Genomic DNA, 15115 nt, shown 5'->3' on the forward strand with positions numbered 1-15115 from the left:
AGCGAGAACCCAGTCATGGGCAATATCAAACAAGACACCATGCCGGTGATCCGCGACGTGCGTGACTTCGACCGCCACTCCGGTAACCGGCTGGAGCGGATGGTGTTCAACTATCGCCCGCTGTTCATGCTGCTGATGGCGCTGGCCACTGTGGTGCTGGGCTACATGGCCGCAACGCGCCTGGAACTGCGCCCCAGCTTCGAGAAAATGATTCCGCAGAGCCAGCCGTATATCCAGAATTTCCTGGAGAACCGTCAGTCACTGCGCGGTTTGGGTAACTCGGTGCGCGTGGTGGTCGAGAACACCCGCGGCGATATCTTCGACCCCGCTTACCTGGACGTGCTCAAACAGGTCAACGACCAGCTGTTCCTCACCGAAGGCGTTGATCGCGCCTGGATGAAGTCGTTGTGGAGCCCGGCGGTGCGCTGGACCGAAGTCACCGAACAAGGCTTCCAGGGTGGCCCGGTGATGCCCGATACCTACGAGGGCAAGCCTGAGCAAATAGAACAGTTGCGCCAGAACATTTCCCGCGCCGGACTCGTCGGCAACCTGGTGGCCAGTGACTTCAAGTCGAGCATGCTGATCGTCCCGTTGCTGGACAAGGCCGCGGCCGGCGGTCAGAGCATCAACTACCACGGGTTCTCGCAGATGCTTGAAGAGCAGTTGCGCGACAGGATCGAGTTCGCCGGCGACAGTGCCGCGCGCAAAGCCGGGGAGGAGGGCAAGGGCCAGTACAAGGTCCGGGTGATCGGTTTCGCCAAACTGATGGGCGACCTGATCGACGGTCTGATTCAGGTGATGATGTTTTTCGGCCTGGCCGTGATCACCTCGCTGGTGATTATTTTCCTCTACACCCGCTGCGTTCGCAGCACTTTGCTGGTGGTCGGCTGTTCGCTGGTCGCAGTGATCTGGCAATTGGGCATCGTTGCCTGGCTGGGTTATGCCATCGACCCGTACTCGGTGCTGGTGCCTTTTTTGGTCTTCGCCATCGGTGTGTCCCACGCGGCGCAGAAGATGAACGGGATCATGCAAGACGTCGCCCGGGGCACCCACAAACTGATCGCTGCGCGCTACACCTTTCGCCGTCTGTTCATCGCCGGCGTCACCGCGCTGCTGGCCGACGCCGTGGGTTTCGCCGTGCTGATGCTGATCGACATACCGGTGATCAAGGACCTGGCCATCACCGCCAGCATTGGTGTCGCGGTGCTGATCTTTACCTCGTTGTTGCTGATGCCCGTGGCGCTTTCCTATGTCGGCGTCGGCGCCAAGGCTGCCGAGCGCGCCTTGAACATCGACACCCGGGCGGACGGACACAAGGGCTTTGGCAAGCTGTGGGACTGGCTCGACCGTTTCACCACGGCCAAGTGGGCCACGGGCGCCGTACTGATCGCACTGCTGATGGGCATTGGCGGCTTCGTCATCAGCCAGCACCTGAAGATCGGCGACCTGGAAAGTGGCGCGCCGGAGTTGCGTGCCGATTCGCGTTATAACCGTGACAACGCCTACATCACCCGTCACTACGCGTTATCCAGCGATCTGTTTGCGGTGATGATCAAGACGCCTGCGGAAGGTTGCCTGAACTATAAGACACTGGTTCTCGCCGACCGTCTGGCCTGGGAACTGCAGCAGTATCCGGGGGTGCAGGCGACGTCCTCGCTGGTCAATGCCGTGCGCCAGATCACGGCCGGGACCTATGAGGGCAACCCCAAGCTCAACAGTATCCAGCGCAACCAGGACGTCTTGAACTATGCCGCGCAGCAAGCCTCGGTCAACTCTCCGGAGTTGTTCAATACCGACTGCTCGCTGATGCCGGTGATTGCCTTTCTCAAGGACCACAAGGCCGAGACCCTGGATGCAGTGGTCGGGATCGCCGAGACCTTCGCCCGCGAAAACAGCAGCGATGAGCGCCAGTTCCTGCTGGCGGCCGGGACCGCTGGCATTGAAGCCGCGACCAACATCGTGGTGCGCGAGGCCAATCGCACCATGCTGCTTTACGTCTATGCGGCGGTGACGCTGTTCTGCCTGATGACCTTCCGCAGCTGGCGCGCCACGTTGGTTGCGCTGTTGCCGCTGGTGCTGACCTCGATCCTCTGCGAGGCGTTGATGGTGGTCATGGGCATTGGCGTGAAGGTCGCGACCCTGCCGGTGATCGCACTGGGCGTGGGGATTGGTGTCGACTACGCCTTGTACCTGCTCAGTGTGCAATTGCATTACCAGCGTCAAGGCCTGCCGCTGGCCCAGGCCTATCGCAATGCCGTGTCGTTTACCGGTCGGGTGGTGGGCCTGGTGGGCATCACCCTGGCGGCCGGCGTAGTGTGCTGGGTCTGGTCGCCGATCAAGTTCCAGGCGGACATGGGCATCCTGCTGACCTTCATGTTCCTGTGGAACATGCTCGGCGCGCTGATTCTGATTCCTGCCCTGTCGTATTTCCTGCAGCGGGGGGCGTCGCTTGATCGTCGTCCTGTTCCGGAGGCCCCTCAGGGGCATGCCGGTGCAACCGCGCCAACCCAACCTTCGGGCATGCATCACGCCCGGACTATTGCGGAGTAAGCCAACGATGTCTGATTACAAAGCCCCCTTGCGCGACATGCATTTCGTCCTCAACGAGGTCTTCGAAGTGTCCAGGCTATGGGCCCGACTGCCCGGCCTGGCCGAGGTGATCGATGAAGAGACAGCCGCCGCGATCCTTGAAGAGGCCGGCAAGATCAGCGCCGAAGTGATCGCACCGCTGAACCGCAGCAGCGACGAACAGGGCTGCACCTGGAGCAACGGCACGGTGACTGCCCCGGACGGTTTTGTCGCGGCGTACCAGGCATTCGCCGAAGGCGGTTGGGTGGGTGTCGGCGGCGACCCGCAATTTGGTGGCATGGGCATGCCCAAGGCCATTTCGGCCCAGGTCGAGGAGATGGTCAATTGCGCCAGTCTGTCGTTTGGCCTGTACCCGATGCTGACCGCCGGGGCGTGCCTGTCGATCAATGCCCACGCCAGTCGGGAACTCAAGGAACGCTATCTGCCGAACATGTACGCCGGCACCTGGACCGGTTCGATGTGCCTGACCGAGGCCCATGCGGGCACCGATCTTGGCTTGATTCGCACCCGAGCCGAACCTCAGGCCGACGGCAGTTTCAAGGTCAGCGGCAGCAAGATTTTCATTACCGGTGGCGAACACGACCTGAGCGAAAACATCATTCACCTGGTGCTGGCCAGACTGCCGGATGCGCCCGCCGGCCCTAAAGGTATTTCGCTGTTTTTGGTGCCCAAGGTACTGGTCAATGCCGATGGCTCGCTGGGCGAGCACAACGCGCTGTCCTGCGGTTCAATCGAACACAAGATGGGCATCAAGGCATCCGCCACCTGCGTGATGAACTTTGACGGCGCGACCGGCTGGATCGTCGATGCGCCGAACAAAGGCCTGGCCGCGATGTTCACCATGATGAATTACGAACGTCTGGGCGTGGGTATCCAGGGGTTGGCGTTGGGTGAGCGTTCGTACCAGAACGCAGTCGAATACGCCCGCGAACGCATCCAGAGTCGTGCGCCGACCGGCCCGCAGGCCACCGACAAAACAGCCGATCCGATCATCGTGCACCCGGATGTACGCCGCATGCTGTTGACCATGAAGGCCTTGAACGAAGGCGGGCGGGCGTTTTCCAGCTACGTGGCCCTGCAACTGGATACCGCCAAGTACAGCGACGATGCGCCAACCCGCATTCGCGCCCAGGAGCTGGTGTCGTTGCTGACCCCGGTGGCCAAGGCGTTTCTCACCGACATGGGGCTGGAAACCACGGTGCATGGCCAGCAGATCTTCGGTGGTCATGGCTACATCCGCGAGTGGGGGCAGGAGCAATTGGTTCGCGATGTGCGGATCACCCAGATCTACGAAGGCACCAACGGCATCCAGTCACTGGACCTCGCCGGGCGCAAGATCGTTGGCAGTGGCGGGGCGCTTTACCGTTTGTTCGCCGCCGAGATTCGCCACTTCATCGCCAACGCCAGCACTGACCTCGGCGAGTTCTGCACGCCGTTGAGCACCGCCGTGGACACCCTCGACGAATTGACTGCGTGGCTGCTGGATCGGGCACAGAACAACCCGAACGAAATCGGTGCCGCCTCGGTCGAGTACCTGCAGGTGTTTGGCTACACCGCGTATGCCTACATGTGGGCCCTGATGGCCAAGGCGGCCACGGGCAAACAGGCCGACGATGATTTCTACGCCAGCAAGCTGGGCACAGCACGTTTCTACTTTGCCCGTCTGCTGCCACGCATCCACTCGTTGAGCGCTGCGGTCAAGGCCGGCAGTGAATGCCTCTACGAACTGGACGCCGTGCAGTTCTGATCGAAAGGACAAGGAACCCCAACCATGATGGCGACAAAAATAATTCCGCCCGCCGACGGCGCCTATGCCTATCCGTTGCTGATCAAGCAATTGTTGCTGTCCGGCGTGCGCTACGAACCGGGTCGGGAAATCGTATACGCCGACAAACTGCGCTACAGCTACCAGACCCTCAACCAACGGATCCGCAGGTTGGCCAACGCCTTGACCGCTGCCGGCGTCAAGGCCGGGGATACGGTGGCCTTGCTCGATTGGGACAGCCATCGCTATCTGGAATGTTTCTTTGCCGTGCCGATGATCGGCGCGGTGCTGCACACCGTGAATATTCGTCTTTCTGCGGATCAGGTGCTCTTCACCATGAACCACGCCGAGGATGATCTGGTGCTGGTGCATGATGATTTCCTGCCCCTGGTCGAGCAGATTCAAGGACAGCTCAGTACCGTCAAAGGCTACCTCCAGCTGACCGACGACACGGCAACCGACACGTCTCTACCCGTGCTGGGGGAGTATGAGCAGCTGTTGTCTCAAGCGGCAGACCAGTACCAATTCCCTGACTTCGATGAAAACTCGGTGGCGACCCTGTTCTACACCACGGGCACCACCGGTGACCCTAAAGGCGTGTATTTCACTCATCGCCAGTTGGTGCTGCACACCTTGAATGCCGTGGGCACGCTGGGTGTCTATCAAGGTCTGCCGCTGCTGCGTTCCGATGATGTCTACATGCCCATCACCCCGATGTTTCACGTGCATGCCTGGGGTGTGCCCTATGTTGCCACCCTGATGGGACTCAAGCAGGTGTACCCCGGTCGTTATGAGCCCAACCGCCTGGTCAGGCTGTACCGAGAAGAGAGCGTCACGTTTTCCCATTGTGTGCCGACCCTGTTGCAAATGATCCTGGGCTGCGAGGAAGCGGCACAAACCCGTTTCGATGGCTGGAAAATGCTCCTGGGGGGCAGCGCCCTGACGCTGGGCATTGCCAGCGAAGCGAGCGCCAGAGGCATTCGCGTACACAGTGGCTACGGCATGTCGGAAACCTGCCCGCTACTCTGCACGACATACCTGCGCGATGAGGAGCTGCAACTGCCCACACAATCCCAGTTGGCCATTCGCATCAAAACCGGGACACCTGTGCCGATGGTTGATCTTAAAATCGTCGATGCCAACGGCAATGATATGCCTCATGACGGAGAGTCCGTGGGCGAGATCGTGGTCCGTGCACCCTGGCTGACTCAAGGTTATTGGAAGGCGCCCGAAAAGGGCGCCGAGTTGTGGCGCGACGGTTGGATGCACACCGGTGACATCGCTTCTATCGACGCCTTGGGCGGGGTGGAAATCAAGGATCGAATCAAGGACGTCATCAAGACGGGAGGGGAGTGGATCAGCTCTCTGGAGCTGGAGAGCCTGATCAGCGAACACTCGGCCGTCATGTCAGTCGCGGTCGTGGGCATTGCCGATGAGCAATGGGGTGAACGACCGATGGCGCTGGTGGTGTGCGCGCCTGGGCAATATCTCGACCGCAAGATCCTGGAGGTGCATCTGCAAGGGTTTGTCGAGCGTGGCCGCATCAACAAATGGGCGATCCCCAAGCAGTTCAAGTTCGTCACCGAAATTCCTAAAACCAGTGTCGGGAAGATTAATAAGAAACTGATCCGGGAAAGCGAATTGAGCTGAAAAAGGTGCGACGGATGCTACGTCAATCCTGACCACTCATTGCGAGGTCTTCTATGAATAGAGTCGTTTGGGATCGGTTCTTTTGTGCTGTCTCGATAGCGGCTCTGGAGACGGGAGATGACGTTCAGCAATGGCTTATAGCCAAGCCATCACACCGCCGTGGCGGGAGCAGGTGCCACGGCGGTGCTGGCTAAAACTGTAGGTGTTGTCGCGGCACTTGGCGGTTGCACCCTCGGGTGCACGATTTGATTTTGTATGGGCGGGGCTGTGTACGGTTTTTCCGTCGCTATTGATGTACGAGCCATGCTCGACCAGTTGCGACTCGTCAGGGTTTACGACTTGAGGATCAGTACCAGATCTTGCGAACGCGGGCTGAAAGATCAAACACGCAGTGAGTGCCAAGTAGGCTGGTTTCATTGGGAGATCCATCCGTGGTGTGTAGGCAGAGTCTAGTCTAGTGTAGGATTTTGTCGTTTCTGGGAGTTGCTGTACGCCTCGAAATTACAGGGCAAGCAAGACGTCTTTCCTGACGTGACAAAGCCCAGTCTAGTGCTGGGCTCTGTTGGTTTTTAGGTTCATGCGCGTAACACAGGGCTGCCCTTTACCTTGGTGATAGGGCGAGTACAGGTGCGCGAGTTTCTGGCTAACTGGCGGCTTGGAAGGTCTGCTCAGGCTTCTTGGGAGCGCTTGACCGGGAACGACACGAACGGCTTGATCTCCTTGAGGACGAACATGCTCTGCATCTCCTTGATGCCGGGCAACTGTCGGATGACCGACATCGCGAAGTCGGCATACGAGTCGAGATCGCGTGCCACTACCTGCAACAGGAAATCAGCGTCGCCACCGATGCTGTAGCACGCCACCACATCCTCCAGCTGCATCACTTCCTGCTCGAACTTCCGGGCCTCGGCTGCGCTGTGATGGTCGATGCTGACCCGGATGAACACCATCACTCCCAGCCCGATCCTGCGTCGGTCGAGCACCGCCCTGTAACCCTGAATAAAGCGATGTTCTTCCAGCTGCCGGACCCTGCGCCAGCAGGGCGAGGCAGACATGCCGATCTGGTCGGCCAAGGTCTGGTTGGTGATCCTGCCGTCCTGTTGCAAGGCTGTAAGGATTTTGACATCTGTCAGATTTAGCGTCTGATCGGTCATAAATTCCGCGTCCCTGTGAGAAAGAGGTAGATCCTACCAGAACGCATCCGCCGGGCAATTAAAAAAGAAATTTTTTCCCCGGCTAAAGGGGATAAGATTTTTTCAACTTCTAACGCTGAAGTTGCCACGCTTTAGCCTCTATGCACAAGCCGATGCCGGACGCGTTGTTGAATACATAAACCACAGTTGGTCGCTTCCTTTTCCGAAGGACGCGATTGCAGGGTGATAAATGATTCTTCATCTTGGCAGGCAGTGGATATTGACATTGGTAGTGACACGACGAAGTTTGTCGGGTTGCTCGATGGTTGGGCTGACTTCGGGGTGACAAAACTTGAAGAACTGAAGGATTATTGACCGTCGTGGAGGATTGAATGAATTTTGATGCTGCCGTTCACAAATGCGTGATTGTCGTCGACAAAGCACTGGGGCTGGGACATGCGGCCAATGCCGTCAGCGTTATCGGCGTCAGCCTGGGGCGCTCGGTAGAAGGTCTGGTCGGACCTGACATGCAAAGCCGTGACAATGTTAATTACCCCGGCGTCATCTACGCACCGTTGCCGATTCTGCTGTCCACCAATGAGTATTTGCAGGAACTTCAAGAGAAAGCGCTGGCGGATGATGAAATTCACATCATGCCATTCAGCGCCTTGGCACAATCCTGCAAGACGTATCAAGAGTATGAGTCGCGTATCTCCGAGGCCGACAGTTCAGCCATAGAGTTGGTTGCCATCGGCTTGATCGGGCCGAAGAAAAAAATCAGCAAGCTGACCGGTAATCTTTCGCTGTTTAAATGACAAGACGGTTGTAGTGTACGTTTTGTTCAGCCTGAGATTCTGGAGTTGGCACGTACAGTTCATCAATAACATGCAGTGTTTGAGAAGGGTGGTAACTGCAGCGGGGAGTTGAATGATATTCGGCTTGCGGCGTATTAAAAACATACTCCGTTATGTCAAGGCGTATTCGAATTTTTTACTTGGGTAGATAGTCTGTTTTATCCGGCAGTGCCATAGATAACCTTGCTTGCCGGAAGCGGAAAGCGTCGAGCAAGACAATAATAAATGACCTGAGGAGCACGACATGCTCGATTTGACGCAAGTACTTACCTATTCGGCAGCACTGGGTATCGCTGCCGCCATTCCCGGCCCTGGCATGGCGGCGCTGGTGGCGCGGAGCGTCAGCGGTGGCGCGTTGTCGGGTTTTTGTCTGCTGTTTGGGCTGATCCTCGGCGATCTGACCTACCTGTCATTTGCCGTCTTTGGCCTGGCGATGATCGCCGAGCACTTCAATGCATTGTTCCAGCTGGTACGCTGGGCGGCCGCGCTGTACCTGTGCTATCTGGCCTGGCAGTTCTGGTTCGCCAACCATCAGGCAATTGAAGTCGGCAAGCCGGTGAAGAAGAAGGAGCTGCTGTCAGCGGCGATATCCGGCCTGACCATTACCCTGGGCAACCCGAAAACCATTGCCTTTTACCTGGCGTTGTTGCCGCTGGTGATCAACCTTGAGACGGTCTCGTTACAGACCTGGGGGCTGATGCTGGTGCCACTGACCATTCTGGTTCTGCTGGGCGTCGGTGCGCTGTTCATTGTTGGCGCGGTGCGCATCCGGCACCTGCTGTCGAGCCTGCGAGCGCAACAGCGGCTGTTCCGCGGTGCGGCGGCGATCATGGTGGCGGCTGCCGCAGCGATGCTGATTCGTTGAGGCGCTGAGTGACCGTGGCTGCACCCTGCATGGAAGTGTTTCGCTTGCAGCGCGGTCACGGCGCCACACATTGTCGGCGCTTCAGCTCAGAGCTTGTAACCGATCTGTCGCAACAGGTTTTTGCGCCAAAGGATATCTTCGTCGCCTTCAATGTCCTTGGCGCAAAAACCATCCACTACACCGAGGATCGCTCGGCCTTGTTCCGTTTCAGCGAGAATGACTTCCGTTGGGTTGGCCGTCGCACAAAAGATATGGCACACCTCTGGAACCATTTTGAGGGTGTTCAACACGTTGAGCGGATAGAAACCGTCACCGAGGAACACGATGAAGCTATGGCCTGCGGCGATGGCTTTCGCGTTCTTTTGCGCCAGTTCGATCATGGCGCTGTCGGTGCCGGACCAGCGCACCAGGCATTTGCCGGAGGCTTCACAAAAGGCCAGGCCAAACGTGATGCCTGGCACGCTACTGACTAATGCTTCATGAATGTCCTCGACGGACTTGATGAAGTGCGTCTGCCCAAAAATGAAGTTCGTCGCTTCCGGCTTATCGATTTTCAATGTGATGAGTTGCATCTCAAACGCCTCCTTCCGCGATGTATTATCAGGGCCCGACAACACAACCAAGCATAGTTATTGATTTGCAGTGGCGCCGTCTGCTGTCGATCGCAGCGTCTCATTCAGGTCGGCGAACCACTCTTACCTTGCCGCTGTTTCCTCCTCCACAGAAGAACTGGTCGGCGCCATCCGACTCGAGTCCCGACACGCCGATACCAGAAGGCATTTTGAGGCTCTCCAGAACCTCTCCCGTTCGCGGATCGACTTGCCTCAATTCACTCTCGTCACCTTCCCAGGTGCCGTGCCAGAGTTCTCCATCGACCCAGGTGACGCCAGTGACGAATCGGTTGGACTCGATGGTGCGCAGAATCGCCCCGGTCTGGGGATCGATCTGATGAATTTTCCGGTCCCGATATTCGCCCACCCAGAGCGTCCCTTCGGCCCATGTGAGCCCTGAGTCACTGCCGCCGGGTGCCGGGATCGTGGCGAGCACGCGACCGGTTTTCGGGTCGATCTTCTGGATGCGATCCTCGGCGATCTGAAACAGATGCTGACCGTCGAAGGCCGTGCCGGCATGCGCGGCGACATCGATCGAGCGCAGGGTATTCCCGCTCGCCGGATCGAGGGCGTTCAGTTTGTCTCCGGAAGCGAACCAGACCTGCTGACCGTCATAGGTGACCCCATGCACATGGTCGACACCCGGAAAGGGTCCATATTCGCGGATAATTTCGGCTGCTGAGTGTTTCATGTCTTCCACCCTGGTGGTTTGGTCGTGGAGTGATCCTAGTCACTTGGAAGTGGAGCAGGGAGTAACAATGACGTCGCGAAACCCGGCACCGACGGGGTCATCCAGCGACGCGCTCGCCCGCGACCAAACCACTGGACCTTGCCGGCCGCCGCCAGCGAGTCGAGTGCCCGCTGCACGGTGCGCTGGCTGGCGCCAAGCGCCAGCGCCAGGGCCGAACTCGACCACGACTCACCGTCGGCGAGAAAGGCGAGCACTGCCGCCTGCTTCTCTTCGACGGGGCGCGCCAGCACGACGACTTCCGCTGCGCTGCGTGGCAACAGTGCAAACCCGCGCTTTGTTGCGGTCACGCCTGCCACTGTCCGCAGCGCCGCGCGAAGTCGCCCGACCTCGACGCGCAATCGCGCGCGATGCGACTCATCGTCAAGTTTCAATCGGAAGGCTCGGGCGATAAGCGTTTCCCTCGGTACGTCGGCGGGCCACGCTTCGCCCAGCGCCCGGGCGAGCGCGAACAACACCGGACGCCTTGCGAGCGAGACTTGCGCGCGTGCGTCACGCACGAGATGACGGCAGGCGTCCACGACAAGCGCCTTTGACGCCAGTAGCGCTTCAACGTCCTCAAGCAGCAGAAGCCGTTCCTCACCACCAGTAATCAGGCGCGCCGCAGGCGTATCGAGGAGCAGGCGTGCGCTGTCGACCTCGGCTGTCAGCGCAGGGATACCGGCGTGGCGTGCGGCATGCTCGGCCCGAGTGAGCGCTGTCCGTGCCGTCTTCGCCTGGAGGCGGCGCATCGCGATCCCCGCCACGACCAATTCGTGGACGGCCCTCGATGCAGGCGGTAAAGGCGTGGGGTCGAGTTCGGCGAGCCTGTGCTCGGCTTCGTCGAGGTGACCGATCAGCAGCAAGCGCCGGATCTCGAGATACCGGGCATGCGCGGCGTTCACCCGGTCACCGTGTTCTTCGAGTGTCGTCCGTGCTGCATCGAGTGCTTTCGCAGGCCAGCCAAGGTCGCGCGAAGCGAGCGCAATCTCGGCCTCGGCGACCACGCACCGCGCACGGGCCAAGGCCTCTTTCGGGCCGAAGGCACGTGCCGCACTGCGCAATAGAGCCTTCGCGCGAACCAGTTCGCCGAGCTGCGCCATGGCGATGCCGCGTAACGCGAGTGCCGGCGCATCGTCGCGCAAGGCCACCCGGTTCAGTGCGCCGAGGGGATCACCCGCAGCGAGCGCACGCGCCGCGGCCGTTATCAGCGAATCCATCAGAGTCGCGCCACAGCTGTCACTCCTGCCCTCCGATACCCGCTGCTTAGTCTATCTCACGACTACCAAACAGCCTGGAGGGTAACAAGCGCTGAGTCAGGTTCTGCCTTCGCAGAAAGACATTCAGAGCTTACTGGCGCCTGCCAGAGGCAGGCTTGCGCTACAGCCATTTCGGGGAAGGTGATTACGCCGAACAAGAGCAGGTGATTCAGGGGCTGCTGGAAGAGGCGAAAATCGCCAAGGTTGCTGTACACAGTGCAATACAGACAGTTGGTCGGTAGCGAAGCAGTGGCTTTGTTCTATCCTGAAATTGAACGCAAACCTCAGGAGGAGGGCTTATGGCAACTGAAAAGAAACGCGAACAGTACGAAGATTCTGAAGAGGAAAAGCCAGAAGAAGCGACCCCGGAAGAGAATCCACCCGATCCGACGTGGAAGCATCCGGACGACGGCAAAAGCCTTTCGGATCTTGACCAGGAATGGCCGCTTAAACCCTGAGCCATCTGCCTTTTGCACAATGCCCGTGGCCAGTCCCGGGCGTTGTGCTGTCATCGTTGTGCTAATCCAATGTCGTCGTGGCCGCTGCGGGTCGTGTGCGCGCCAACACGTTATAGCAAACCCGTGGAATGCCCGGCAGGCGGTTGTCGAGCAACTTGCTCAAGGACTCACCCTGATACAGATAGGCGTCGCCAAAGTCGCTGCCGAGCATCGTCGGATGGGCAACGATTTCCAGCAGTCCGTCTGCCGGTGGCCTGGCGTTGCGCAAGTCCACCGGGGTACAGACGTAGTCCGCCGTGGCACCGGCAAGGCGCTGTAAACGCCGGTTGAGCAAGCTCTTGAAGACTCGCTTGGCCAGGCTGTGGTTGTACCCCAGATTGCGCGCCAGGCGAACGGGGACTCCTTGGCGGGCAGCAAAACGCGCGACGATCTCACCGATCGGCCAGATAGTGTGAACATGCTGGTGGGAATCGAGATGGCTGGGCTGCAGGCCATTGTCCAGGCAGTGCTGCCATTGCGCTTCGAGCTCCTTCAGCACGGCATCGTGTTGCTGGCGGCTGAGCCACAGGCGGTGGCGGGGCAGGTTCAGGTCGAACTCGCCAGCCGTGTCGCAAAAAGTTGGTAGCTCGAGAATCGCCCGGCTCAGGGGCCGGCCGTACGTGAGATTGAAGTGCAGGCCGACGCGGCCCTTGAGCAGTGGCTGTTGCGCCAGCTCACAGGCTGCGGTGAAGGCGGGCATGTTGGCCATGACGGTAGCGGAGCTGATCACCCCGGCCTGGAAGGCCCGCAGGATGACTGCGTTTTCGTTCAGGCTGAGACCGAAATCGTCAGCGTTGACTATGACTTGGCGAGGCATGTTCGTCCTCCATGGGATGTGCAGTGGGCGCGATTTTTTTATCGACGCCGGTCACAAAGGGGGAGCGGGTCAAACGTGCGACAGCTGCCGCACGTTTGGCTTGCCACTGTTGCAGCCTCGGTTTGATGTGCTGCCAGCCCTCGTCCAGACCCCAGCGAATCCACTCATCAAGCAGCACTCGGCCGTTGCCCAGACCGGCATATTGCGGCAGGAACGCCAGGTTGTAGTCGTTAGAGCCGACCCTGTTCCAGCAAGCCTAGACGATAGCTGATGCAACGCCCGTCAAGTTCCAGCACGACCACGCGTACTCGCCCTTGGGCGGGGAGGGTGGCTCGATCCTCGTCACGCTATTGCTGCCTCATGTGGACCTGTTCTGGACCCGTGTGCTGAGCGTGGTGATCGGCTTCATCCTGGCTTCGGCGTTCTCGCCATTGTGGTCTACGCTCAAGAACGAGTACCGGGAAACGTCGGGATGATTGCCGGGATGTTCTTCGGTCTGATGTTTGGTTTCGGCGAAAATTGGCCGCCAGGAAGCTCGAGGCGATTGCTGTTTGATCGTTGCTTTGGCGTCAAAGGAGAGGGAGTGTTTTCGCCCCGTTTTTTTGTGAATCTCTGTGCATGCTACTTGGTCGGAGGGATCCTTATGTTGCGTTTGTTATTGCCTGTGCTCTGCGCGCTGGTGGTCTGGCCCAGCATTACCAGTGCCGACGAAAAAGCCGCGGCTTATCTGCTAAGTCCAGGTGACGTCATTTCGATTTCCGTTTGGGGCGAAGAGAAGCTGAAACAGGAGGTGCACGTACTTCCTGATGGCAGCATTACCTTCCCGCTGGCAGGACAAGTCGATGTTGCTGGGCTTGATGCCACTGCCGTCGCAAAGAAAGTCGCTGCCAGGCTTAAGGAGTTCATACCCGATCCGAACGTGAGCGTTGTCATCACGAGCACCGCAGGCAATCTCGTCTATGTGCAGGGTAAGGTGCTGAAGCCCGGCACCGTGCAGATGTCAGGTCCAACTGCAGTGCTGCAAGTATTGAGCATGTCGGGCGGGCTCGACAAATTCGCCGACAAGGCTGGCATCAAGGTCGTGCGCCGCAATGGGGCTAAACAAGAGATCCTGCCCGTCCATTACAGCGATTTGATGTCCGGGGATGACATGTCCACCAATATTCAACTCCAGGCCGGCGATACGCTGGTCGTGCCTTAGCCTTGCGCGAAGCACTAAGGATTATCTTGCCCGTGCTGCGAACGACGGGAGTTGCGACGGCTATCTTGATCTTGCCGTGCTCCGGTGTGGCCTATGCTGCCACTTGGCAATCGGCAATCGTTGTGCCTTCGACTGTCGAGTACAACAGCAACCCGGTGCTTGTTACGGAAAACAAGAAGGGTGTGACTCGTACGATCATCGCCCCCGATTACACGCTTGTCGGTACTTCAGACCGGGATCAGTGGCGGTTCGGTCTTGGTATGAATCTGGTGCGTTCGTCTGATACGTCCATCGTTTCGGACCGCGAAGACCCCAACGTGCAGTTAGGGTGGCAGCGCGAGACCGAGACGGGTGGTTTTGGACTCACGGCGAAGTATATTGAGAGTTCAACGCTTTCCACTGCGGTTCAAGCGACCGGCGTGATTGCCACCACCGATGGTACGCAAAAGCTAACCTCGTTCGGCGGCAACTGGAGTACCGCTCTCAGTGAGCGAACTACCTTGGTTAACGAAACCGACTACACACATGTCACTTACGACATTAATACACTGACCAACTATGACGAGCTTTCGAACCGCCTAGGCTTGAACTACGCATGGAGCGAGCGTGTGGAGCTATTCACGCGTTTTGGCGTGAAGCGTTATGAGCCGCAGCAGGGATCTGCGGTGCCTTCCTCAAACAGTTACACCCCCACTGTCGGCTTGAACGTTGAGATCTCCGAGCGGCTCAAGGGGTCGCTTTACGCAGGTGTCAATCAAGTCTCTGGCTCGAACAGCCGCCCCCGTGGCCAAGGCGGTTTTTCGTTGCACTATACCGGTGAGCGTGTGGATACAAGTATCGGCGCCAGTCGTAGTACTGTCGCCAGCGGCGACGGCGGTTTTGTCGAGGTTGATAACCTGAGCGGTACATGGAGTTATGCCCTCGACGACACCAGCCGTACCGGTTTTGATACCTCATGGCAAAAAACCAAAGGGCTGGCGCCTAATACCCTGCGCAATGTCGGTGTCTGGTTTAGCCGGGAACTCTCGCCTTTCTGGGTGGCGCGCCTATCCTTCATGTACAAAGAACTCCAGCAAGATGGCTTGCCGGATGCCACCGCAAACGTCGTCGGGTTGACCTTGACCTATAGTCACCCCAACTTCTGAAA

14 protein-coding genes and 2 pseudogenes are annotated in these 15115 nt (G+C 58.8%); 9 read left to right on the top strand and 7 right to left on the bottom strand.

Features of this window, described 5'->3' with window-relative positions:
* The first annotated feature begins 15 nt into the window (after positions 1 to 15).
* From AO353_RS21060 to AO353_RS21070, 3 genes are read left to right on the top strand one after another with little or no spacing between them, the layout of a single operon-like run.
* Complete coding sequence (locus tag AO353_RS21060) at positions 16 to 2550, top strand: efflux RND transporter permease subunit (protein WP_054596684.1); 2535 nt, start codon at positions 16 to 18, stop codon at positions 2548 to 2550.
* A gap of 7 nt (positions 2551 to 2557) precedes the next feature.
* Positions 2558 to 4336, top strand: coding sequence for an acyl-CoA dehydrogenase C-terminal domain-containing protein (locus AO353_RS21065; protein ID WP_054596685.1), 1779 nt, complete (start codon positions 2558 to 2560; stop codon positions 4334 to 4336).
* 24 nt (positions 4337 to 4360) lie between these two features.
* Entirely contained in the window at positions 4361 to 6004 is a 1644-nt protein-coding gene (locus tag AO353_RS21070) for a fatty acid--CoA ligase (RefSeq protein ID WP_054596686.1), read from the top strand.
* Positions 6005 to 6139: 135 nt separating this feature from the next.
* Here AO353_RS21070 and AO353_RS29975 read toward each other — a convergent pair whose 3' ends face one another.
* Entirely contained in the window at positions 6140 to 6433 is a 294-nt protein-coding gene (locus AO353_RS29975; protein ID WP_306460895.1) for a DUF3761 domain-containing protein, read from the bottom strand.
* Positions 6434 to 6672: 239 nt separating this feature from the next.
* A complete protein-coding gene (locus AO353_RS21075; RefSeq protein WP_054596687.1) occupies positions 6673 to 7158 on the bottom strand; it encodes an Lrp/AsnC family transcriptional regulator in 486 nt (161 codons plus the stop codon).
* A gap of 371 nt (positions 7159 to 7529) precedes the next feature.
* Here AO353_RS21075 and AO353_RS21080 point away from each other — a divergent pair, with 371 nt between their 5' ends.
* Positions 7530 to 7952 carry a DUF2000 domain-containing protein gene (locus AO353_RS21080; RefSeq protein WP_054596688.1) on the top strand — a complete coding sequence of 141 codons (423 nt, stop codon included), beginning with the start codon at positions 7530 to 7532 and terminating at the stop codon, positions 7950 to 7952.
* A 283-nt stretch (positions 7953 to 8235) separates the two neighbouring features.
* Complete coding sequence (locus AO353_RS21085) at positions 8236 to 8856, top strand: LysE family translocator (protein ID WP_054596689.1); 621 nt, start codon at positions 8236 to 8238, stop codon at positions 8854 to 8856.
* Between the two features lie 86 nt (positions 8857 to 8942).
* Here the strand turns inward: AO353_RS21085 and AO353_RS21090 are convergent, their stop codons facing one another.
* The 3 genes from AO353_RS21090 to AO353_RS21100 all read right to left on the bottom strand — a co-directional run bounded on the left by AO353_RS21090 (position 8943) and on the right by AO353_RS21100 (position 11414).
* Positions 8943 to 9428, bottom strand: a complete 486-nt coding sequence (locus tag AO353_RS21090; RefSeq protein ID WP_054596690.1) for an adenosine-specific kinase — start codon at positions 9426 to 9428, stop codon at positions 8943 to 8945.
* Between the two features lie 100 nt (positions 9429 to 9528).
* Positions 9529 to 10158 (bottom strand): PQQ-binding-like beta-propeller repeat protein, encoded by a 630-nt coding sequence (locus AO353_RS21095; RefSeq protein WP_054596691.1) that lies wholly within the window; start codon positions 10156 to 10158, stop codon positions 9529 to 9531.
* A gap of 35 nt (positions 10159 to 10193) precedes the next feature.
* On the bottom strand, positions 10194 to 11414 hold the full coding sequence (locus tag AO353_RS21100; protein ID WP_054596692.1) for a hypothetical protein: 1221 nt from the start codon (positions 11412 to 11414) through the stop codon (positions 10194 to 10196).
* A gap of 338 nt (positions 11415 to 11752) precedes the next feature.
* Here AO353_RS21100 and AO353_RS31400 point away from each other — a divergent pair, with 338 nt between their 5' ends.
* Positions 11753 to 11911, top strand: a complete 159-nt coding sequence (locus AO353_RS31400) for a hypothetical protein (protein ID WP_173859989.1) — start codon at positions 11753 to 11755, stop codon at positions 11909 to 11911.
* Between the two features lie 61 nt (positions 11912 to 11972).
* On the opposite strand, the gene AO353_RS21105 is transcribed toward AO353_RS31400, so the two are convergent.
* Both AO353_RS21105 and AO353_RS31645 read right to left on the bottom strand, forming a co-directional pair.
* On the bottom strand, positions 11973 to 12767 hold the full coding sequence (locus tag AO353_RS21105; protein WP_054596693.1) for a carbohydrate deacetylase: 795 nt from the start codon (positions 12765 to 12767) through the stop codon (positions 11973 to 11975).
* Positions 12739 to 13093, bottom strand: a pseudogene (locus AO353_RS31645) (GNAT family N-acetyltransferase); the annotation flags it as partial. The pseudogene AO353_RS31645 and the gene AO353_RS21105, both read right to left, overlap by 29 nt.
* A gap of 18 nt (positions 13094 to 13111) precedes the next feature.
* Here AO353_RS31645 and AO353_RS30835 point away from each other — a divergent pair.
* The 3 genes and pseudogenes from AO353_RS30835 to AO353_RS21120 all read left to right on the top strand — a co-directional run.
* Positions 13112 to 13281 (top strand): annotated as a pseudogene (locus AO353_RS30835) (MFS transporter); the annotation flags it as partial.
* Positions 13282 to 13410: 129 nt separating this feature from the next.
* The gene (locus AO353_RS21115) at positions 13411 to 13968 is read left to right on the top strand and encodes a polysaccharide biosynthesis/export family protein (protein ID WP_054598290.1); all 558 of its coding nucleotides are present in this window, start codon (positions 13411 to 13413) and stop codon (positions 13966 to 13968) included.
* Between the two features lie 26 nt (positions 13969 to 13994).
* On the top strand, positions 13995 to 15113 hold the full coding sequence (locus AO353_RS21120) for a hypothetical protein (RefSeq protein WP_054596695.1): 1119 nt from the start codon (positions 13995 to 13997) through the stop codon (positions 15111 to 15113).
* Positions 15114 to 15115 lie beyond the last annotated feature (2 nt).

The organism is Pseudomonas fluorescens, from assembly GCF_001307155.1.
Classification (GTDB): Bacteria; Pseudomonadota; Gammaproteobacteria; order Pseudomonadales; family Pseudomonadaceae; genus Aquipseudomonas; species Aquipseudomonas helvetica.

What these genes read in the sequence shown, in the direction of transcription:
- AO353_RS21065 (WP_054596685.1), top strand. Translation starts at nt 2,558, where the DNA reads ATGTCTGATTACAAAGCCCCCTTGCGCGACATGCATTTCGTCCTCAAC.
- AO353_RS21090 (WP_054596690.1), bottom strand. Translation starts at nt 9,428, where the DNA reads ATGCAACTCATCACATTGAAAATCGATAAGCCGGAAGCGACGAACTTC.
- AO353_RS21080 (WP_054596688.1), top strand. Translation starts at nt 7,530, where the DNA reads ATGAATTTTGATGCTGCCGTTCACAAATGCGTGATTGTCGTCGACAAA.
- AO353_RS21085 (WP_054596689.1), top strand. Translation starts at nt 8,236, where the DNA reads ATGCTCGATTTGACGCAAGTACTTACCTATTCGGCAGCACTGGGTATC.
- AO353_RS21070 (WP_054596686.1), top strand. Translation starts at nt 4,361, where the DNA reads ATGATGGCGACAAAAATAATTCCGCCCGCCGACGGCGCCTATGCCTAT.
- AO353_RS21060 (WP_054596684.1), top strand. Translation starts at nt 16, where the DNA reads ATGGGCAATATCAAACAAGACACCATGCCGGTGATCCGCGACGTGCGT.
- AO353_RS21105 (WP_054596693.1), bottom strand. Translation starts at nt 12,767, where the DNA reads ATGCCTCGCCAAGTCATAGTCAACGCTGACGATTTCGGTCTCAGCCTG.
- AO353_RS21115 (WP_054598290.1), top strand. Translation starts at nt 13,411, where the DNA reads ATGTTGCGTTTGTTATTGCCTGTGCTCTGCGCGCTGGTGGTCTGGCCC.
- AO353_RS31400 (WP_173859989.1), top strand. Translation starts at nt 11,753, where the DNA reads ATGGCAACTGAAAAGAAACGCGAACAGTACGAAGATTCTGAAGAGGAA.
- AO353_RS21100 (WP_054596692.1), bottom strand. Translation starts at nt 11,414, where the DNA reads ATGGATTCGCTGATAACGGCCGCGGCGCGTGCGCTCGCTGCGGGTGAT.
- AO353_RS29975 (WP_306460895.1), bottom strand. Translation starts at nt 6,433, where the DNA reads ATGGATCTCCCAATGAAACCAGCCTACTTGGCACTCACTGCGTGTTTG.
- AO353_RS21075 (WP_054596687.1), bottom strand. Translation starts at nt 7,158, where the DNA reads ATGACCGATCAGACGCTAAATCTGACAGATGTCAAAATCCTTACAGCC.
- AO353_RS21095 (WP_054596691.1), bottom strand. Translation starts at nt 10,158, where the DNA reads ATGAAACACTCAGCAGCCGAAATTATCCGCGAATATGGACCCTTTCCG.